The 20319-nt window shown below is 66.7% G+C and carries 16 protein-coding genes; 11 read left to right on the top strand and 5 right to left on the bottom strand.

Annotation, left to right across the window (positions count from 1 at the left end; translation table 11 throughout):
* Window positions 1–175 precede the first annotated feature (175 nt).
* Entirely contained in the window at window positions 176–2494 is a 2319-nt protein-coding gene (locus tag B9A95_RS03315; protein WP_084045534.1) for a putative bifunctional diguanylate cyclase/phosphodiesterase, read from the bottom strand.
* Window positions 2495–3035: 541 nt separating this feature from the next.
* On the opposite strand from B9A95_RS03315, the gene B9A95_RS03320 reads away from it, so the two are divergent.
* From B9A95_RS03320 to B9A95_RS03345, 6 genes are all read left to right on the top strand, one after another.
* Complete coding sequence (locus B9A95_RS03320; protein WP_084045535.1) at window positions 3036–4013, top strand: ABC transporter substrate-binding protein; 978 nt, start codon at window positions 3036–3038, stop codon at window positions 4011–4013.
* 72 nt (window positions 4014–4085) lie between these two features.
* Window positions 4086–5630 carry a sugar ABC transporter ATP-binding protein gene (locus tag B9A95_RS03325; protein ID WP_139806432.1) on the top strand — a complete coding sequence of 515 codons (1545 nt, stop codon included), beginning with the start codon at window positions 4086–4088 and terminating at the stop codon, window positions 5628–5630.
* Window positions 5627–6622 (top strand): ABC transporter permease, encoded by a 996-nt coding sequence (locus B9A95_RS03330; RefSeq protein ID WP_084045536.1) that lies wholly within the window; start codon window positions 5627–5629, stop codon window positions 6620–6622. The genes B9A95_RS03325 and B9A95_RS03330 overlap by 4 nt, the downstream gene beginning before the upstream one ends.
* Before the next feature lie 16 nt (window positions 6623–6638).
* Window positions 6639–7649 carry an ABC transporter permease gene (locus tag B9A95_RS03335; protein ID WP_084045537.1) on the top strand — a complete coding sequence of 337 codons (1011 nt, stop codon included), beginning with the start codon at window positions 6639–6641 and terminating at the stop codon, window positions 7647–7649.
* A gap of 81 nt (window positions 7650–7730) precedes the next feature.
* Window positions 7731–8648, top strand: coding sequence for a phytanoyl-CoA dioxygenase family protein (locus B9A95_RS03340; protein WP_139806433.1), 918 nt, complete (start codon window positions 7731–7733; stop codon window positions 8646–8648).
* 3 nt (window positions 8649–8651) lie between these two features.
* On the top strand, window positions 8652–8891 hold the full coding sequence (locus B9A95_RS03345) for a hypothetical protein (RefSeq protein WP_084045538.1): 240 nt from the start codon (window positions 8652–8654) through the stop codon (window positions 8889–8891).
* Window positions 8892–9333: 442 nt separating this feature from the next.
* Here B9A95_RS03345 and B9A95_RS03350 read toward each other — a convergent pair whose 3' ends face one another.
* Window positions 9334–9894 (bottom strand): winged helix-turn-helix domain-containing protein, encoded by a 561-nt coding sequence (locus tag B9A95_RS03350; protein WP_084045539.1) that lies wholly within the window; start codon window positions 9892–9894, stop codon window positions 9334–9336.
* A 29-nt stretch (window positions 9895–9923) separates the two neighbouring features.
* Between B9A95_RS03350 and B9A95_RS03355 the strand changes: the two genes are divergently transcribed.
* Together B9A95_RS03355 and B9A95_RS03360 are read left to right on the top strand one after the other, a co-directional pair.
* Entirely contained in the window at window positions 9924–11021 is a 1098-nt protein-coding gene (locus tag B9A95_RS03355; RefSeq protein ID WP_281255802.1) for an RNA-guided endonuclease InsQ/TnpB family protein, read from the top strand.
* 218 nt (window positions 11022–11239) lie between these two features.
* Window positions 11240–13945, top strand: a complete 2706-nt coding sequence (locus tag B9A95_RS03360) for a PAS domain S-box protein (RefSeq protein ID WP_084045541.1) — start codon at window positions 11240–11242, stop codon at window positions 13943–13945.
* Between the two features lie 35 nt (window positions 13946–13980).
* On the opposite strand, the gene B9A95_RS03365 is transcribed toward B9A95_RS03360, so the two are convergent.
* From B9A95_RS03365 to B9A95_RS03375, 3 genes are all read right to left on the bottom strand, one after another.
* Window positions 13981–14466 carry a hypothetical protein gene (locus B9A95_RS03365; RefSeq protein WP_084045542.1) on the bottom strand — a complete coding sequence of 162 codons (486 nt, stop codon included), beginning with the start codon at window positions 14464–14466 and terminating at the stop codon, window positions 13981–13983.
* A gap of 117 nt (window positions 14467–14583) precedes the next feature.
* The gene (locus tag B9A95_RS03370) at window positions 14584–14955 is read right to left on the bottom strand and encodes a MerR family transcriptional regulator (RefSeq protein ID WP_425429909.1); all 372 of its coding nucleotides are present in this window, start codon (window positions 14953–14955) and stop codon (window positions 14584–14586) included.
* Between the two features lie 95 nt (window positions 14956–15050).
* Entirely contained in the window at window positions 15051–16025 is a 975-nt protein-coding gene (locus B9A95_RS03375) for an NADPH:quinone oxidoreductase family protein (RefSeq protein WP_084045543.1), read from the bottom strand.
* 165 nt (window positions 16026–16190) lie between these two features.
* On the opposite strand from B9A95_RS03375, the gene B9A95_RS03380 reads away from it, so the two are divergent.
* The 3 genes from B9A95_RS03380 to B9A95_RS33165 all read left to right on the top strand — a co-directional run bounded on the left by B9A95_RS03380 (window position 16191) and on the right by B9A95_RS33165 (window position 20128).
* Window positions 16191–17879 (top strand): bifunctional metallophosphatase/5'-nucleotidase, encoded by a 1689-nt coding sequence (locus B9A95_RS03380; protein WP_084045799.1) that lies wholly within the window; start codon window positions 16191–16193, stop codon window positions 17877–17879.
* A gap of 297 nt (window positions 17880–18176) precedes the next feature.
* Window positions 18177–19973 carry an acyl-CoA dehydrogenase gene (locus B9A95_RS03385; protein WP_084045544.1) on the top strand — a complete coding sequence of 599 codons (1797 nt, stop codon included), beginning with the start codon at window positions 18177–18179 and terminating at the stop codon, window positions 19971–19973.
* Complete coding sequence (locus B9A95_RS33165; protein ID WP_170928405.1) at window positions 19964–20128, top strand: hypothetical protein; 165 nt, start codon at window positions 19964–19966, stop codon at window positions 20126–20128. The genes B9A95_RS03385 and B9A95_RS33165 overlap by 10 nt, the downstream gene beginning before the upstream one ends.
* Window positions 20129–20319 lie beyond the last annotated feature (191 nt).

Genomic DNA, 20319 nt, shown 5'->3' on the forward strand with positions numbered 1-20319 from the left:
CGAAGGGAATGGGGGACGGCGGCGGGCTGTAGGCCGGCAGGACAACAGGACAGGGCCGAACTGCCCCGGACAGGGGCGTTCTAAATCGATGCAGAAAGATACTACGTTTCACCCTGCGTGGCTTCCTCTCTGCCCCTGGCCTCACCGCCCCGCGTTTCTCAGCGTGGGTGGGTCCTCAGCCGCTGACCTTGTTCGAGCGCCACCAGTCCTCAAATTCTCCAGCGGGCAGGGGGCGGGCCAGCAGGTGGCCCTGGTAGGCGTCTGCGCCCAGCGCCTGCACCCGCCGCCGCTGCCACTCCTGCTCGACGCCCTGCGCCACCACCGACAGGCCCAGGCTGCGGGCGAGGGCCACCGTGGCCCGCAGCAGCTGCGTGGCCCCGGCGTCGTCCTCGGTCTTGGGCGTGCCAGGACGGGCCAGGGCCGCCACCACGCGCCGGTCCACCTTCAGGGCCATCAGCGGCAGCGGCAGCAGGTGCGTCAGGTCCAGGGGGCCAGCGCCCACGCCGCCCAGGCTGAGGCGCACGCCCTTGGCGGTCAGGACCTCCAGGGGCCTGACAAACCTGGCCAGGTCCGGCAGGCTGGGCAGGGCGGAGAGTTCCAGTTCCAGGGCGTGGCCGGGCAGGCCTGCAGACCGCAGCGCTTTTTCCACCCATTGCCCGAAATCGGGGTGGGCCAGTTGCGCCGGCGACACGTTGACCGTGACCCTCAGGGCCAGGTCCTGGGCCCGCCACACCGCCACCTGACGGCACGCTTCCCCAAGGGCCCAGCCACCGACCGACACGATAAGGCCGGTCTCCTCGGCCACCGGGACGAATTCGGCCGGCGACACCTCGCCCATTTCGGGGCTGGTCCAGCGCAGCAGCGCCTCGGTGCCGTGGGGCTCGCCGCCCAGGCTCCCCTGCGCCTGGTAGTGCAGGCGCAGCTCTCCGCGTTCCGGGGCATCCCGCAGCAGCCGCTCGATGTCCTGACGCCGGCGGGTGGCGGCGCGCATCTCGGGGCGAAAGACCTTTACGCCGTTCTTGCCCGCCGTCTTCACCCCGTACATGGCCGTGTCGGCGGCACTGAGAAGTTCCGAGGCGCTGCGGGCGTGGTCTGGCCACAGCGCCACCCCGACGGACACCCCTACCGTGAAGCGCGTCCCTTCCAGCGCGAGGGGCACGGTGATGGCCTGCGCCAGCTGCTTTCCGGCTTCCCACGCTCCATCCTCGTGCGGCACTCCGGGCAGCAGCAGGGCGAATTCGTCTCCGCTGAGGCGGGCGGCGAGGCCCCCGGACGGGGTCTGGGCCGCCAGACGCGCGGCAATCTCGCGCAGGGCCGCGTCCCCCGCCGCGTGCCCCTGGGTGTCGTTGATGTTCTTGAAGCCGTCGAGGTCCGCAAACAGCAGGGCCAGGCGGCCCGCCGGCCCGGTCTGCGCTATCTTTGCGTCCAGCGCTGCCGTCAGCGCCCGGCGGTTGGGCAGGCCAGTCAGGGGATCGTGGTGGGCCAGATGCGCGAGTTCGGCCTCCCGCGCCGACAGCACGCGGTTAAGCCGGGCATTGTCGGTCAGCATCACGGTCTGGCGCGCGACCACGAGCGCGGTCACGGCGGCGGTGCCCCACAGCACCCCCTGCACCTCGGGGGTCTGCACCCCTTCCAGCCGGATCAGCAGGGAGAACGAGCCCAGCAGCGCCAGGTAGGGCGAAAAGGTGGAGAGCTGGGCTTGCCAGCGCGGGACCTCACGTTCCTCTCCTGCCGGCGCGCGCGCGGCGAGGGCCACTCCAAACCCCTCCAGCACGAAGCTCCAGGCCCACAGGGCATCGACGGGCTGGCCGGTGCTGTAAGCCCCCGTCGTGCTCAGGTAGGCGAACAGGTAGTCGCCCACGATATTGAGCAGTAACCCCGCCGCGAACAGCCCCTCGTAGGTCCGCAGACGCTGACGGCGAAACACCACCAGCAGCAGCAGGCTGAGAAGGGCGAGGTCCAGCGCCGGGTACATCAGCGTGACCAGGCGGTTGAGCAGTGGTTCGGCGGCGTTCGTCGCCACCCGCGCCAGGAACAGCTGCCAGGAAAAGACGCCCACTGCGCCCACCACAGTCAGGCTGTCGAGGGCCAGACGGGCCGTGGAGAGCGCGCGCAGCGGCACCTGCGCCAGCCGCAGTAAGGCCACGCCCTGGGCCAGGTAGGCCAGGAAGTACAGGGTGTCGGCCAACGAGGGAAAGGGTGGGACCTTCAGAATCAGTTCGAGGTACGTCCAGGTGCCCTCGGCCGCGAACCGGATGACCGCCATGACCAGCAGCCAGCGGAAAGCTGGACGCAACGGTCCCGAACTGTCCCGGCCCACCTGCGCCGTTACCGCCATAAACAGCCCCACGACCAGCAGGTAGTGCAGGTCCGAGTACCACTCGCGCCATTCCCGGCCTCCCCAGCCGAAGGCCAGCCACGCCGAATGCAGCAGGCCGCTGAAGGCGAGCAGCCCCAGCGTAAGGAGAAGCGGGGAGCGGCGCGCGGTCTGCATCAGGGCTTCAGATTGTGCCACGGGACCTGACAGGACTGTGACCGCCCACCGGGGGTAGAGATCCCGTCCACAAGCCTTTTTGGCCCGTCATTGTCGCGGAGGGTCTCCGCGCCGCGAAGGACGGCAGAGGCTGTAAAGTGCCCGTAAAGTCACAACAGCGGCTGGTACAAAACGCCGGAATTGGCGCAGGTCAGAGACAACACCGCGGGAATCACGGCTTTTGCGCTTCGACCAACCAACACGATCCGAAAACATCAGAAGTACCGAAAGTCTAGGCAGCCCGAATTCTCCATCTGCGTCCCGCAAGACGTCATGAAGGGCCTGTTCCGTGAGCGGTCACATCTGCGTAAAGAGAGGTAAAAAACGAAACCGCTTCTCCCAGCCTGTCTTGACAGGGGGTGGTACGAGGGTGCTTTAATTGTCACAAAGAAATTCCGCATAGAGGTGCTGTGGCAAGGGGTCCATTTCGTGGCCTCACCGGCGTTCGTCCGTTTCCCACTCTCACCCTGTCTCCACGCCAGAGACTGGAAAGGAAGGCCCCATGAAGTCCTCCCGTCATCTCCTGACTGCTGCCCTCGCCCTCACCGCCACCGGCTTTACGGTGGTCGCTGTGGCCCAGGGACTGCCCAAGCTGGCCCAGAAAAAGACCTATAAGGTGGGCTTCGCCCAGACCGAGAGCAACAACCCCTGGCGCATCGCGCAGACCAAAAGCATGCAGGACGAGGCCAAGAAGCTGGGGTACCAGCTGGTCTACACCGACGCGGGCGGCTCGGCGGCCAAGCAGGTCAGCGACGTGGACTCCATGATCGCGCAACGGGTGGACGCCATCTTCCTCGCCCCACGTGAGGAAAAGCCCCTGGCCGCCGCCGTGAAAAAGGCCCGCGCCGCCGGGATTCCCGTGATTCTGCTCGACCGCAACGTCGATCAGAAGCTCGCCAAGGCGGGGACCGACTACGTGACATTCATTGGCAGCGATTTCATCCTGGAAGGCCAGCGGGTGGGCCAGTGGCTCGCCAAGAACATGAAGGGTGAGGCCAGGATTGTCCAGCTGCTGGGCACCACGGGGTCCTCGCCCGCCAACGACCGCCGCGCCGGCTTTGAGCAGGCGATCAAGGGCAAGGCGAACATGAAAATCCTGGCTTCCCAGACCGGCGACTTCGCCCGCGACAAGGGCCGTCAGGTCATGGAGACGTTGCTGCAGGCCCATCCCGACGTGAACGTGGTGTACGCCCACAACGACGAGATGGCCATCGGCGCGATCGCTGCGCTGGAAGCCGCCGGCAAGAAGCCCGGCAAAGACGTGATGGTGCTGTCCATCGACGGTGGGCGCGAGGCTGTGCAGCTCGTGGTTGACGGCAAGATCAACTACGTCGTGGAGTGCAACCCCAAGTTCGGGCCCAAGGCCTTCGAGACGCTGAAAAACTACGCGGCGGGCAAGAAGATCGCCGCCAAGATCATCAATCCAGACCGCGAGTACAACGCCCAGAACGCCAAACAGCTCGTCGGCTCGGCCTACTGATCTCCGCTTGCCCGGAGGGCACCTTTGCGGGTGCCCTCTTTGGGCTTTTTCCCCTCCTTTCAAGGCGGCACTGTGGAACAAGGTCAACCTCTGCTCGTGATGCAGGGCATTCAGAAAAGTTTCTCGGGCGTGCCGGCCCTGCGTGAAGCCAGCCTGCGGGTGGGCCAGGGCGAGGTCCACGCCCTGATCGGTCAGAACGGGGCGGGCAAGTCCACCCTCATCAAGATCCTGACCGGCGCCTATCGCCGCGACGCGGGCACCGTCACCTTTGCGGGCCAGGAGGTGAACTTCGCCTCGCCCCAGGCTGCGCAGCTCGGCGGCATCAGCACGATCTACCAGGAAGTGAATCTGGTGGGCTTTCGCAGCGTGACCGAAAATATCTTTCTGGGGCGCGAACTGAGGCGGGGTCCCTTCCTCGACTGGGGACGCATGAACGCTGAGGCCCGGCAGGTGCTCGAGCGCTTCAACGTCCGGGTAGACGTGACCCGGCCCCTCATGTCGTACAGCGTGGCCGTGCAGCAGATGGTGGCCGTCGCCCGCGCCGTGTCGTTTCGCAGCCGGCTGGTCATCATGGACGAGCCCACCTCGTCCCTTGACGACCGCGAGGTGGAAACGCTGTTCGGCGTGATCCGGCAGCTGAAGGCCGAGGGGGTGTCGGTCGTCTTCGTCTCGCACCGCCTTGACGAGCTGTACGCGGTGTGTGACCGCATCACGGTCATGCGCGACGGGCGTACGGTGGACGAACGGGCGATGGTGGATATCGGCAAGCTTGAGCTCGTCGCCCGCATGCTCGGCAAGGAGGTCGGCGAACTGCGCCGCGAGGGCGAGACGGCCTTTGTCCGGAACAGCGGCCCACGTGGCGAGGCCCTGCTGGAAGGCCACCGCCTTCAGACGGGTGGAGCGCTGCGCGGCGCGGATGTGGAGGTCCGGGCAGGCGAGATCGTGGGCCTGGCAGGGCTGCTGGGCTCGGGGCGCACGGAGACGGCGAGGGCCGTGTTCGGCGCAGATCCTCTGACCGGCGGTGAGCTGCATGTGTCGGGTCGCCCCGCGCGGTGGCGCTCGCCCGCGGACGCGATTCGCGCAGGGATCGGCTTTTGCTCCGAGGACCGCAAGGTCGAGGGCATCATTCCCGACATGTCGGTGCGCGAGAACCTGACGCTGGCGCTGCTGCCGGCGCTGTCGCGCGGCGGCGTGGTGGACCCGGCGCGGCAGGCCGAGATCGTGGACCGCTTCATCGCCCGGCTGGGCATCAAGACGGCCGGACCGGATCAGAAGATCCGCGAGCTGTCGGGCGGCAACCAGCAGAAGGTCCTGCTGGCACGCTGGCTGTGCCTGAATCCAAAGCTCCTGATCCTGGACGAGCCCACCCGCGGCATCGATGTGGGCGCAAAAGGGGAGATCCAGGCCCTGCTCAGCGAACTGGCGCGGGAGGGCCTGGGCGTGCTGATGATCAGCAGTGAACTCGAGGAACTCTCGGAGGGCGCGGACCGGGTGGTGGTCATGCGAGACGGGCGCAGCGTGGCTGAACTGCCGCGCGCAGAGCTGACCCAAGACGCGATCATGAACGCGATGGCGCACGGTCCGGGCGAGGTCCCCGCCGCCGGAGGTCCTGCGTGAGCCGCCCGGAAGCCGCGCCTCCCGCAGCCGTTCCCGCCTCCGGCAGCCCTCGCCGGCGGCCAGCGTCCTCGCTGCTTGGGCCGCTCGTCGCCCTCGCCGTGCTGCTGGTGTTCAACGCGGCCCTCACGCCCCATTTCCTGACGGCCCAGACCCTCAGTGTGAACCTGACGCAGGTGGCAACCACCGTGATCGTCGCCGTGGGCATGACGCTCGTCATCGCCACTGGAGGCATCGATCTGTCGGTGGGTGCCCTGATGGCGATCAGCGGGGCGCTGGCCCCCATGCTCTTCTTGCATCCACCGCTGGGCAGTCCGGCGCTGGGCGTGGGCCTGGCCTTCGTGCTGCCCGTGCTGGTGGCCGGGCTGTTCGGGCTGTTCAACGGCGCGCTCGTCACGCGGGTGGGGTTGCAGCCCTTTATCGCCACCCTGATCCTGTTTATCGCGGGGCGCGGCATCGCGCAGGTGGTCACCAACGGCCAGCTGCAGACCTTCAGCAACGCCACCTTTCAGTACGTCGGCCTGGGGCGCCCCCTGGGAATCCCCTTTCAGGTGATCCTGATGGTGCTCGTGGTGGCGCTGTTCGCGTGGGTTCTTGGGCGTACGGTCTTCGGGCGCTACGTGCTGGCCGTGGGCGGCAACGAGGCGGCGGCACGACTGGCCGGGGTCCCCGTGGCGCGGGTCAAGCTGGCGGTATACGGGATCACCGGGCTGCTGTCGGGGCTGGCCGGCCTGATTGTGATTGCCATCAACGCCTCGGCGGACGCCAACCAGGTCGGGCAGAACATGGAGCTCGACGCCATTGCCGCCGTCGCGGTGGGCGGAACGGCCCTGACCGGCGGGCGGGCCACCGTGATCGGGACGCTGCTGGGCGCGCTGATCATCCAGCTGATCCGCTACTCCCTGCTGGCCCGGGGCGTTCCTGACGCCGTGGCCCTCGTCGTCAAGGCCGCGATCATCCTGGTGGCCGTGTACATCCAGCGTTCGCGCCGCTGAAGAAAGGAGGTTCAACTTGTCTGTTCCCACCCCCGCCGCGCCCGGCCGGCGCACGTCCCGCCTGCAGGCCGCCCCGCTGATTCAGCGCTACGGCGTGCTGCTGGCCCTCGGGCTGCTCGTGCTGTTCGGAGCCCTGCGCTACGAGGGCTTCTTGTCGGCCTACAACGTCTTTACTGTCCTGAGCTACAACTCGATGTTCGGCCTCGTGGCGCTGGGCATGGCCTTCGTGATTATGACGGGCGGCATCGACCTCAGCGTGGGCAGCGTGGCCGCCTTCGCGAGCGTGGTGGCCGCCGTCCTCAGTCCGCATGGGCTGTGGCCCGCGCTTCTCGGCGCGGTCGCCGCCGCCACACTGCTGGGGCTGATCAACGGGCTGGTGATCGCGTACCTCAAGATCCTGCCGTTTATCACCACCCTCGCCATGCTGCTCGCTGCGCGGGGCCTGGCGCTGATCTTCTCGAACAACCAGTCGGTGTCGGCCGACACGGACCACGGTTTCACCACCTTCGGACAGGGCAATGTTGGCGGCGTCCCGTACACGGCCATCGTGCTGTTTGCGGCCTTCCTGATCGGCATGGTGGTGCTGCGCCTGACCCGCTTCGGGCGGCACGTGCTTGCTGTGGGCGGCAACGAGGAAGCCGCCCGGCTGATGGGCCTGCCCGTCGAGCGCACGCTCGTGTGGGTGTACGTGCTCTCGGGCGCGCTCGCGGGACTGGCAGGCGTAATCCTCGCCTCGCAGTTCAGCGCGGGGCAGCCCACCGAGGGGCTCGGCTGGGAACTCACCGCCATCGCCGCCGTCGTTGTGGGCGGCACCCTGCTTACCGGCGGCAGCGGTTCGGTGGGCTCCACCCTGGTGGGCGTGTTGCTGCTGGGCATCATCTTCAACATCCTCAATTTCGAGAACGGGCGCGGGACCCTGACCCTCAGCGCCTACTGGCAGTCGGTCATTCGCGGTGCGTTCCTCCTTGTGGTGGTGGTGCTGCAAAACCGCCTGACCCGGGGGCCGTCCGTGAAGGAAGGCTCCTGAAGTCTGCCTCACCGTCCTCCCCCTGTAAAAGGCGTACCTTTCCCCTGCTGTTCCCCTTCGCATCTCTCCAAGGAGGAATTCATGACCGCCATGAATGACAAGCCCGCGCCGTCGATGTCCATGAGTGCTGAAGCGGCTGCGCCGCAGGCTCCGGACAAGCCCATCAACGCCACCCCCTATGCCGATCCGCAGTACAACGTGCCCACCATCATGGCCGCCCTGTACGGTGACGGCATCCTGGGCCTCAAGGGGGCCTTTTCCCGCGAGTGGGTGGCAAAGCTCGGTGAGGAGCTGGCCGTGCTGTACACCCAGGCCCTGGCCCGGCCTGGCGGCGCGGTGGGACGCGGCACCAACCGCCACTACGTCGAGATACACCCAGAGGACATCAGCGGTTTTCTGGACCTGATCACCCATCCCTGGGTGCAGACGGTGTGCGCCTCGGTGCTGGGGCCCAACTACAAGATCGTGGAGATCGGCTTCGACGTGCCCAACCCTGGATCGAAGGACCAGCCCTGGCACCGAGACTTCCGCGCTGCCGAGGAAACGCTGGTGGACCGCCGCCTGAACTCGCTGGCCTTCAACCTCACCACCGTGGATGTGGAGGAGGACATGGGGCCTTTTGAGATTGCCCCGGGTACGCAGTGGGACGACCCCAGTGAGTACGACCACGGCATGTTTCCGCCGACTTCGCTGTATTCCCGTTATGAGGCCCTGGCCCAGCGCAAGATGCCCAAGATGGGCGACATCTCGGTGCGAAGCGCCCTGACCATCCACCGCGGTACCGCGAACACCAGCGACAAACCGCGCCCCGTCCTCGTGCTTGGCGTGGACGCGCCGGGCGCGGGTCACGACGAGTGGCACGACCTGCAGTTCACCCGGGGCTATTACGCGCAGTTGCCGCAGGAGGTCCGCGACCACCTGATCTGCCGCGTGGTGGACGAACTCGAACCCATCGTGCAGGGCCACACCATCGAGGGCCTGATGATGGGCGACGCCTGAGCCGTGGCCGAGTACGGCACGGTGGTGGCCCACTTCGGTGAGGCGGCCTTCCCCGGCCGCCTGGAGGCTCTGGAAGGCGGGCGCGGGATGATGCGCGTATCCCTGTCGGGCGACAGCTCTGCCCTCACGGAAGGGAGTGAGGGCGTGCTCGAGATGCACGACGGCGGACGCTTCCGGGTGACCGTCACCGAGCGGTTGCCGGGCGAAAACGAACTGCGAATGAAGTTGCTGGGCAAGGGCTGATCCTCCCTTTCCCCGAAGCGCCCTTCAGGACCTGTGCCTGAGGGGCCTACTTTTTGTCCCCCTGTCTCACGTTAACGACGGGAAGGTGGGGGCGGCAGATCTACAGAAGAGGGTCTGGGCGCAGAGCCTACCCCTTCAGAGGTGGGACGCAGAGCCCCGCCGCCCGAAGGGCGCGCGCGGGTTGGCACCAAGACGATCTCCCGGCTCTTCCCCGCGCTGGTGTCCCCAGCAACGCGGTCAAGAACCGCCTGGGAGGCAGAGGTATTCACCGCTGGTCACAGCCACGACTGGCTTTCTCCGGTTTGCGAACAGACGAAGGCGTACGCATACTGCCACGCGTAACGGTGTTGGACGCGCACGGTCGGTGCTTTGCCTCGCTCAGCCCACTGTCTGCCTACCAGGGGTCTGAACCCCACACGGTGGTCGTCCATGCACCGGACTTCTACCGCTCGTCCAGTTCCTTTAAGACGCGCTCGAGTTGCTTGGACCACCGCTGGGAGACCTTTTTTTTGAACGCTTCCTGGGCGGCCTGATCGGCCTCGACCCGTCGGGGCCGAGGGACCTGAAGGCTGAATCTCACGGCCTCCAAAAACTCGTAACACCGGCTCAGATGCACGTCCTTGTCCAATTCCTGCTTTACCCAGGACTGCACCCGTGCGCCATTCCAGACACCGCCAGCAGCGGTGTCTGCCCGTATCGTCCGCGCCAGGAGCAGCACCTCGGCGTCGCTCAGCAGGGTGGGTGCACCACTGTTGTGCTGTCGCTGATCTTTGAGCCCTGCCAGGCCCCGTTTATGGTACGCGTCGATGATTTTGTCTGCTCCCTGGTAGGAATAGCCCGTGAGTTGGAGCGCTTCAACTGGGCTTTTTCCTTCGGCCAGGAACGCCAGCAGGTGGCTGCGTCGTCGTTCAACGGCGCAAGTACTCCGGCGGTAGATGCCCCAGAAGTCTTCGGCAGTGTGCTGGAAAGTAGCCGTTCTGATTCCATCAGTATAATTGATCATTCGGAATCCGTATGAGATTTTCTGGATGATTGTCCCGGAGTAGAAGCCGGTCGCCTTCGGAGGAGCGGCGGCGGGGAATGGATGAAGCTGTCCGTACCGCAAGGTTCGTCCGTAACGCCTGCTTGCGCTTCTGGATGAACGGGGAGAAGGTGTCCAAAAACGCCATCGACAAGCACACCATGAAGCTCCGCGCCGAGTACAAATGGGCGAAGAAGCTGAACTCCACTGCGTGCAAGCGGCGGGCGTGGGCGGCCATGTCGCGGTTCTACGACAATTGCAAAAAGGGCGTGAAGCCTGTTGGCCATCCCCGGCTCAAGAAGAGCGTCCGTAGCGTGGAGTTCAAGCAGTCGGTTTGGGAGCCGGATGCAGCCAACAAACGGCTGACGCAGACGGACGGCTTCAGGGTTGGGGACGTGAAGCGGAAAGGGACGAGGAACTTGATCCTCCACCGCTTGGAAGACATCAAAGGTCTGTGGGTCGTGAAGCGGGCTGATGGCTACTGCGCTCTGTTCCTTGTGGACGTGGAGAGGCTTTTCAACCTTGAAGCCAGTGGCAAGGCCACCAGGCTTGATGTGTGGTTGAAGGCGTTCAACACGGATGCTGAGGGAAACGACGAACCCAACCCACACTTCTACCGGAAGGCTCAGCAGTTGCCCAAGAAATTGCAGCGGCGGGTCAGTCGAAAGGGAAAGGGGAGCAACAATCGCAAGAAGGCTTTGGCAAAGTTGGCCGTGTTCCGCTTCAAAGTTTCAAGGCAACGTAAAGGCCACGCCGTCAAGCTGGTGTGGTGCGCCGTGGCATCTCACGACGTTGTCGCCTCTGAAGAATTGAAGGTCAGAAACATGACGCGCAACCTCAAGTTGTCCAAATCCATCGGGGACACCAGTTGGCGAGAGTTCCGGCAGTGGGTGAAATACATTGCGCGCGTCATGGGCAAGATCGCCATTCCGGTCAATCCTGCGTACACCTCTCAGATTCGCTCAGCCCGTCACAAGCACCACATTGAGGCGGCAGCGCACCGATGCGCTGACCGTTCTGGGCAACCGCCGCGCTTTTGGCAGCCAGCCCGCGCGGCACGTCGCCAATTCCTGCCGCCACGGCCACGCGCTGACCCTGCTCATCAGTGATCTGCCTGCGTGGCGAGCAGGGCGGGGGACCTGAACGGTGAGGCGCGGCGGGAGGCTGACGCCCCATGTACCCTGCCAAGCAATCGGGGCGCAGCATCGAACGCCGACTGGGCCGAGAAGGAAAACAGAAAGACCTGCCGCCATAGAGTCACCCCTATGCAGCGCGAGCCGATGGACACCCGCGCCGGGGACGCCTCCTTCGCCCCGGAGGCCCGCCCGTGACGGTGGAGCCGCGCCTCCAGACCCTGCTCCAGCTCGTGGACGGCATCGTCTGGGAAGGCGACCCGGCCTCGCTCGTCCACTCGTTCGTGAGCGACAAGGTGGAGGCCCTGCTGGGCTACACCGCTGGGGAGTGGCTTGCGGCCCCCGACTTCTGGATGGCCCACATTCACCCTGAGGACCGCGAGCGCGTTCTGGAAGAGGTCCGCGCCCAGAGCGCGGCGTGCGCTCCCTTTGAGTTGGAGTACCGGATGCTCGCCCGGGATGGGCGGGCGGTCTGGTTCCGGGACCGGGTGACGCCCCTCGTGACCGGCGGGCAGCCCGTTCGGTTAGGCGGCGTGATGACGGACATCACCCGGCTGCGGGAGGACGAGGCGCGCATGCAGGGCCTGCACCGCCGCTTCGAGCAGGTCTTCGCGGCCATGCCCATCGCGTGCGGCGTGGTGCGGGCGCGTGACGGGCAGATGATGGCGGTCAATTCGGCCTGGCTCTCGCTGCTGGGGTTCGCGCGGGAGGACGTGTTGGGCCAGCCCGCCAGGAACCTGAACCTCTGGGCAGACCCGGCGGACCGGGAGCGGGTGGGCGAGGCCCTGGGAACGCACGGCAGAATCCACGAGACCGAATTCCGCATTCGGGCCCGGGGCGGTCAGGTGCTGGACGTGCTGTCCTCGCTGGAACCCGTCGAGTTTGGCGGTGAGGACTGCCTGCTGTACATGATGGTGGACATCACCGGGCGCAAGCGGGCCGAGGCCGAGCTGCAAGGGAGCCGTGAGGTGTTTCACGCCCTGTTCGAGCATTCGCCCGAGGCCATCGTACTTCTCGATCCGCACGCGCCTGACGTGAACTGGAAGATCGTCGACTGCAATGGGGCGGCCTGCGCGATGAACGGCTACACGCGGGAGGAACTGCTGGGCCAGTCGGTCCACCTGCTGCGTCCCGAGCCTGTGGCGCTGGATGGGCGTGAACTCCAGGAGCAGCGGCGCTATCTAGAGCAGCTGCGCAACAGGGGTAAAACCCGCTTCGAGAGCCTGCATCGCCGTAAGGATGGGAGCCTCTACCCGGTGGAGATCAGCACGACCACCGTGCACATCGGGGACCGCGAACTCGTGCTTGGGATCGACCGCGACGTCACCGAGCGCCACGAAGCCGAGGCCGCGCTGGAAAAGAGCCGGGCGCAGTTGCGCCAGCAGCAGGAGATGCTGGAAATGGTCTTTACCAGCGTGCCCGACGCCATCTTCCTCGTCGATCCCCACAGCAGCGATGTGGATTGGAAGATTGTGGCGTGCAATGGGGCGGCCTGCACCATGAACGGCTACACCCGCGAGGAACTGATTGGGCAGCCGGTGGGCCTGCTGGACGTGGAGCCCATTCCCCTGGAGCAGAAGCGGGCCTTTCTGGAGGAGCTGCGCAAGCAGGGCCTGTTCCGCTTTCCCGCCCTGCACCGGCGCAAGGGTGGGGAGGTGTACCCCGTGGAGATCGTGCTGTCGGTGGTGCAGCACGGCGGCCAGGAACTGGTGCTGGGGATCGACCGCGACATCACCGAGCAGCGGCGTGCCAGCGAGGCCCTGGAGCGCAGCCACACCCGCTTCCGTTCGCTCGTGCAAAACAGTTCGGACATCATCACGGTGCTCAACCGGGGCGGGTACGTGACGTACGCGACCTCTTCCCTCACGGCGCTGCTGGGCTACGAGGTGGACGAGGTGCTGGGCCAGCCGTCGCTGGCCTACATGCATCCTGACGAGTACCCGGCCATCCGCGACACCTTCGCGGAAGTCGTGTGCGGCGGGCCAGGTGCGGTGGGCCGCTTGACCAGCCGTTACCTCCACAAGGACGGGAGCTGGCGCTGGATGGAGTGGGTGGCGACCAACCGGCTGAACGACCCCAGCGTCTGCGGTCTGGTGCTCAACACCCGCGACGTGACCGAGCGGCGGCTGGCCGACGAGGCGCTGAAGGCCAGTCGCGAGCGCCTGCTCGTCAGCGAGAAGCTGGCAGGATTGGGCCGGCTCACCGCTGGACTGGCGCACGAGATCAACACGCCGCTCGCGGCAACGATGAACTACCTGCACGAGGCCGAGCGGCTGGCGGAGGAATACCGCGCCTCGGTGGGCCACCCCGACGTGACGGACGCCGACCACAGCGAGATCGCCGCGGAGCTGAAGAGCACCCTGGAGGAAGCGGGCAAGACCACCGCGCGCATCGGCGAATTTATACGGACCATGCGCGGCCACACCCGGGATACCGCAAGCGGCGTTCAGGAATTCGATGCGGTGAGGCTCGCCTCGGAAACCCTGCTGATGCTCGCGCATCAGGCGCGGGGGGCCCAGACCGACCTCCTGCTGGAACAGTCCAAGGACCCGGTGCGGCTGCGGGGCGAGCCGGGGCGCTTTACCCAGGTGCTCACCAACCTGGTGGTCAACGCCATCCACGCCTGCGAGGCAGCGGAGCAGGCCCGCCGCGTGACCGTGGCCTTTGAGGTCCAGTCAGGGCAAACCGTGATGCGCGTCGAAGACACCGGCACGGGCATTGGGGCCGACGTGCTGCCGCGTATCTTTGATCCCCTGTTTACCACCAAAGACGTGGGCAAGGGCACCGGGCTGGGCCTCGCCATTATCCACGACATTGTGACTGGGCATTTCGGCGGCACCATTGAGGTGCGGACCGAACCCGGCCAGGGAACGACGTTTGGCGTCACCTTCCCAGGATGAGGTCTGGGGCGGGGGTTCCCGTGACCTTTCCGCCCCTACCGGAATGCCCGCGAGAGCCGCCGCCCCATTCGGGCGTCTCCCAGCGCCAGAATGACCCGGTTGGGGGCGCAGGAGGGCCGCACGGCGCGGATGCGGGCCGCCACCGCTGAGTCGCCGAGGCGGGGGCTCGTCTCCGCCAGGATGACGGCCGCCAGCGCCGCAGATCGCGACTTGCCCGCCGCGCAGTGAACGTGCAGGCGAGAACCGGGGGGCAAGTCGCGCGCGAAGGCCACCGCCTGCGCGACGTGTTCTTCCTGCGCGGCGTAACGGTGTGCGGCGAAGTGCACGTCCGAGAACTCCAACCTCAGCACGCGTGTGGGCCCCTGCTGGTGGGCCATCAGGCGCACCCACACGGGCACGTCCTCGCCCACGCTGCCGATAGAAATCACGGCGTCATAGGCCTGTGGCGGCGTGTAACGGTCTCCCACCGTGACCTGCAGGCCGTGGTCCCTGGCAAGCAGCCCGAAGAGGCGCAGTGACATAGACGCGTAGTATAGAAGTGTTTCCAGGGCGTCAGGGCGGAGAGTCAAGACAAGGTTGAGGTGGGGCGTGCCCGCTCCCATAGCGGAGGGGACGGAACGGATGATCCGGCTTCCGGATCAGTCCTCCACCTTCAGCGGCTCCACCTCGCCGCCCGTGAAGCGCTTGGTCAGCCAGCGGTCAAAGCGGGCCAGACCGTCGGCCTGCCGGGCATAAGCGGCGTTCAGCAGCCGCAGCCGGGCGTGGATGATCCGCAGCTGCTCGTCCGAGAGGGGGATGTCGGCGCGGGTCCAGTCACGGCGGTAGGTGCCGTCCACCCCGTGCGTCGCGCGGCGCAGGGCCACCATGTCGCGGGCCTCGTCCAGGGGCACGCCCAACGCCCTCAGGTCCAGCACGTCGCGCAGCAGCCGCAGGGCGTAGGGCCCGTACAGCGCCCGCCCCGAGGCCGTGACCTGATCGGGGGCCAGCAGCCCGAGTTCGGCGTAGTGCATCACCGTGCGCCGCGTCACCCCGGCCTCGCGCGCCAGCTCGGCAGTGGTGTAGTAGGTCAGGGAGGCAGGTTGCCCAGCCCCCGTCTGCGCTTCACTCAAGGCGTGACCACGACTTTCCCCACCACCCGGCGGTCCAGCAGGGCGCGCAGGGCCTCAGGCGCACGCTCCAGCGGATAGCGCTCGCTGACGAGGGGCCGCAGCGTGCCGTCTCCCACCCAGCCCGCCAGCCGCACGAGGTTGCGGGCATTGCCCTTCGGATCGCGCCGGGCAAACTCACCCCAGAACACCCCCATCAGCGACGCGCCCTTAAGCAGCGGCAGGTTCAGCGGCAATTTGGGAATCTCGCCACCCGCAAAGCCCACCACCAGGTAGCGTCCACCCCAGCCGATAGACCGGAAGGCAGGCTCGGCCAGCTCGCCTCCCACCGGATCGAAAATGACGTCCGGGCCTGCGCCGCCCGTCAGCGCCTTGACCCGCTCGCGCAGGTTCTCTCCGGCGTAATTCAACGTCTCGTCGGCCCCATGTTCGCGGCACAGGTCCAGCTTTTCTTCCGTACTCGCCGCCGCGATCACCCGCGCGCCCAGCGCCTTGCCGATCATGACGGCGGCCAGCCCCACGCCGCCCGACGCGCCCAGCACGAGCAGCGTTTCACCCTCGCGTAACTGCGCCCGGTCTGCCAGGGCGTGCATGGAGGTGCCGTATGCGAGCGGCAGTCCGGCAGCCACGTCCAAGGGAAAGCCCTCCGGCAGCGGCATGACGGCGGATACGGGCGCGAGCAGGCGCTCGGCAAAGGCGCCGGTGCCGGTAAAGGCGGCCACGCGCTGCCCCGGCTGCAAGTGCGCCACGCCTTCCCCCACCGCCGAGATCACCCCGGCGGCTTCCGCGCCGGGCGTGAAGGGCAGGGGAGGCCGCACCTGGTACTGGCCCATCACCATCAGGGCGTCGGGGTAATTCACGCCCGCCGCCTCCACGTCGATCACCACCTCGCCGGGGCCGGGAGCAGGATCGGGCAGGGTCTGGACGGTCAGGGTTTCGGGTTGATCGAAGGCGGTACAGACGAGGGCACGCATGGGCAAACCTCCTGGGGACGATGGGAATGGCCCAGTCTACCGGGAGGTGCAGCAGAATGTGACGTTCACGTACAGGATGAACGTGCGCGGACGGTCAGCGCCGCCCTGCTGCGATTCCTGGACGTGACATCCTCCTTACACCAAGTCCACTATTCTGTGCACCGTATGAACAAGAATCTGATGTTGGTAGGCCTGGCCCTGGGCCTGAGCGGTTGCTCCACCATGACGGGCAGTCGCGTGGCGGACGTAACGATCATCGGCGTGAACGACTTTCACGGCAACCTGCTGCCCACGAGCTTCCGCGTCCCCGACCCCGCGGACCGCACGAAAACCGTGACCGTGCAGGCGGGCGGCATCGACACCATCGGCGGCATTCTCGCCGACGCGCGTCAGGCCAACCCCAACACCGTGTTCGTCGGCGTGGGCGACATGACTGGGGCCAGCCCCCTCGCGAGCGCCTTGCTGCGCGACGAGCCGACCATCGACGCCCTGACGCAACTCGGCATGCAGGTCAATGTTGTTGGCAACCACGAGTTCGACAACGGCGTGGCCGAACTCCAGCGCTTCCAGAAGGGCGGCTGCAACTCCAACGACGCGGCCAAGGCGTGCAAATTCGACAACACCTTTGCGGGGGCAGGCTTTACCTACCTCGCCGCCAACGTCGTCGACGAGAAGACGGGTCAGACCATCTTCCCGGCCTACAAGATCGTGAAGGTGGGCCCGGCCCGGATCGCCTTCGTCGGCGCAGTTCTGAAGGACACGCCCACCGTCGTGACGCCCTCCGGCGTGGCGGGCCTGAAATTCGAGGACGAGGTGGCGTCCATCAACGCCGCCGTTCCCCAGATCATCCGGGGCGGTGCGGACGCCATCGTGGCGCTCGTCCACCAGGGGGGCACGAGCAAGGACGCCTTCGACGTGGTGGACTGCAAGACCCTCAGCGGCGACATCGTGAAGATCGCGAATGGAATTGACGAGCGTGTGGCCGCCATCATGACCGGGCACACCCACCGCGGCTACAACTGCCTGGTGCCTGGCCCGACCGGCAAGGACCGCGTGGTCATTCAGGGCGATTCCTACGGCCACCTGCTCCAGCGCCTGGACTTGCGCGTGGACACCCGTACAAACACCGTGCTGGCCGTAAAGGCAAGCAACGTGGTCGTGGACGCCAAGAACGGCGCCAAGGACGCTGCCCTGACCGCCCTCGTGCAGAAGGCCAAGACCCTGACCGATCCGGTCGCCGCCCAGACCATCGCCACACTGGGCGCGGAGCAGATCACCCGTGCGACGAACCCGGCGGGCGAGAGTGCGCTGGGCGACGTGATCGCCGACTCGCAACTCGCCGCCACCCGCACCCCCGAGAAGGGTGGTGCCGTCATCGCCTTCATGAACCCCGGCGGCATTCGCGCTGACCTGCCCGTCAACGTGCCCAACCCGGACCAGAAGGTCAGCTATGGCGACGCCTTTACCGTGCAGCCCTTTGGCAACATCCTGACCGTGATCACCCTGACGGGCGCGCAGGTCAAGGCTGTGCTGGAGCAACAGTTCGATAACCCCAGCGCGGGGCAGAACCGGATCCTGCAGGTCAGCGAGGGCCTGAGCTACACCTGGGACAACGCCAAGCCCAAGGGTGAGAAGGTCAGCAACCTGACCCTGAACGGTCAGCCCCTTGATCCGTCGGCGAGCTACCGCGTCACGGTGAATAACTTCCTGGCAGACGGCGGCGACGGCTTTACCGTGTTCGCGCAGGGCACCGACCGTCTGGGCGGCGATATCGACATCGACGCCTTCAGCAGCTACCTGAAGTCCAAGTCGGTTACGCCGGGCGCGGTCAACCGGATTACCCGCCTGAACTGAGCGCCGGGAGCTTTGGGGGAGGAGGGCCAGGCGGCCCTCCTCCCCTTCGGCGTTGTTCGGGGGGCGGAAGTTGGAGTTCTTGCCGCCCTCTCCCCCGTGGGATCCCCGGCGCTGCGGAGCAGCTCGGGCCTCGCGCAGCCAGGGGTGACTGGTACAGCCCGGAGCGACCGGAACGGCTCACAAAGAGGGGGCCACCGCGCAGCAAAACCACAACGCGCCCCAACCTTGCGCTGAACCGGAGAAAAGCCTAGCGTAGGCCACCTGTTCTTCACTCCAGTCCCCCGCAAAGGAGAATCCATGGCCCCGTTCCTGTCCCGCCGTGACCTGCAGTTCCAGCTCTATGAGGTGCTCGACACCGCTGCGTTGCCCTCACGCTCCCGCTTCGCCGAGCACAGCCGTGAGGTGTACGACGACGTGCTGGCCCTCGCCTATAACGTGGCCGAGCGCTATTTCGCGAACCACACGCGCGAGGCTGATCTGAACGAACCGCACGTCATCGGCGGCAAGGTCAAGCTCGTCCCTGCCGTTGCAGAGGCCATGCGGGCTTTCCGCGACGCTGGGTTTTTCAGCGCCCACCACGACGAGGCGTTGGGCGGGCTGCAGCTGCCCTGGGTGGTGATGCAGGCGGTGCAAGCCCACTTTCAGGCCGCAAATATTGGCTCCAGCGGCTATCCTTTCCTGACCATCGGCAACGCCAACCTGCTGCGAGAATTCGCCTCCGAAGAGCAGAAACAGAAATACCTGATGCCCCTGCTGGAGGGCCGCTGGTTCGGCACAATGGCCCTCTCCGAGCCGCACGCCGGATCCGGACTGGCCGATATCACCACCACCGCCACGCCCAGAGGTGACGGCACCTACGCCATTACCGGCACCAAGATGTGGATCTCGGGCGGCGAACACGAACTGTCGGAGAACATCGTCCATCTCGTGCTGGCCCGTATCAAGGGCGCTCCGGCGGGGGTGAAGGGCATCTCGCTGTTTATCGTGCCGCGCTACCGGGTGGGGGAGGACGGGAAGCCCGGAGCGTCCAACCACGTCGTTCTCGCGGGCCTGAACCACAAGATGGGCTACCGGGGCACCACGAATACGCTGCTGAATTTCGGCGAGGGCGGCGAAACGGTGGGTGAACTCGTGGGTCAGCCGGGCCGGGGCCTGGGCCATATGTTCCACATGATGAATGAGGCGCGGATCGGCGTGGGCATGGGCGCGGTGATGCTGGGCTACGCGGGCTACCTCGCCAGCCTGGAATACGCCCGCGAGCGGCGGCAGGGACGGCACGCGGGCAACAAGGACCCTGAGAGCGAAACCGTGCCCATCATCCGCCACGCCGACGTGCGCCGCTTGCTGCTGCGGCAAAAGAGCGTCGTGGAGGGCAGCCTCGCGCTGGGACTGTACGCCTCTTCCCTCGTGGACGATCTGCATACTGGCCCAGAGGAAGGGCGCACCGATACGGCCCTGCTGCTCGACCTGCTCACCCCCATCGTCAAGAGCTGGCCCAGCAAATACAGCCAGGAGGCGCTGAGCGACGCGATTCAGGTGATGGGCGGGGCCGGGTACACCCGCGACTACCCCGTGGAAATGTACTACCGCGACAACCGCCTCAATCCCATTCACGAGGGCACCGAGGGCATTCAGGGCAATGACCTGCTGGGCCGCAAGGTGACGCAATCGGGCGGGCGCGGGCTGGAGGTGCTGCTCGCGCGTATCGGGGCAGACCTCACGGCTTCCGAGGAACTCGGCGGTCTGGGCGAGATCCGGGAGGCGCTGCAAAAGGCGGTGGCCCAGAGCAGCGCGGCGCTGCTGACCCTGCTGCGGCAGGCCCCCGAACTCGGCCCGGACCTTTATCTCGCCAACGCCAACAGCGCCCTGGAAATGCTGGGCCATACGGTAATCGGGTGGATGTGGCTGCGGCAGGCGGCGGTGGCGGCCCGCACCCTGCCGCAAGCGCGTGGGGACGATGCCGACTTCTACCGGGGCAAGCTGCACGCCGCCCGCTTCTTCGCCGTCCATGAACTGCCCAAGGTGAGGGCCCACGCGGACCTGCTGGCAAGCGCGGACCGCACGACGTTCGACATGGAAGAGGCGTGGTTCTGAAGCGGCCGGCGAACGTCCTGGCTGCTGACGCCGGCTGTCCCTCCGCCGCGCCCACCAGCGACATCGTGGGAATTGAGCGCTGCCTGAAGGCCGCCGAGGCGAGGTGGCAGAAGCGTGGGGTGGGGGTGTACCGGCCCGGCGTACTGGTTGTCTGAAGACGGTCCTACGCCGTGGAGGTAGAGGCGCGTCCACGGCCGTCCCGTGCCTTCAATCGTCCTGTTCCCGGCGACCACCTCACCCCAGGAGCGCGGGAGGGAGACGAACGCGGCACCGCTCCCGGCCGGCTTGCCCATGTCCGCGCCTTAGCTCAACGGGCAGTGGCAGAGCTGCCCTGGAAGCCTCGTCC

The organism is Deinococcus hopiensis KR-140, assembly GCF_900176165.1.
GTDB classification, from domain to species: domain Bacteria; phylum Deinococcota; class Deinococci; order Deinococcales; family Deinococcaceae; genus Deinococcus; species Deinococcus hopiensis.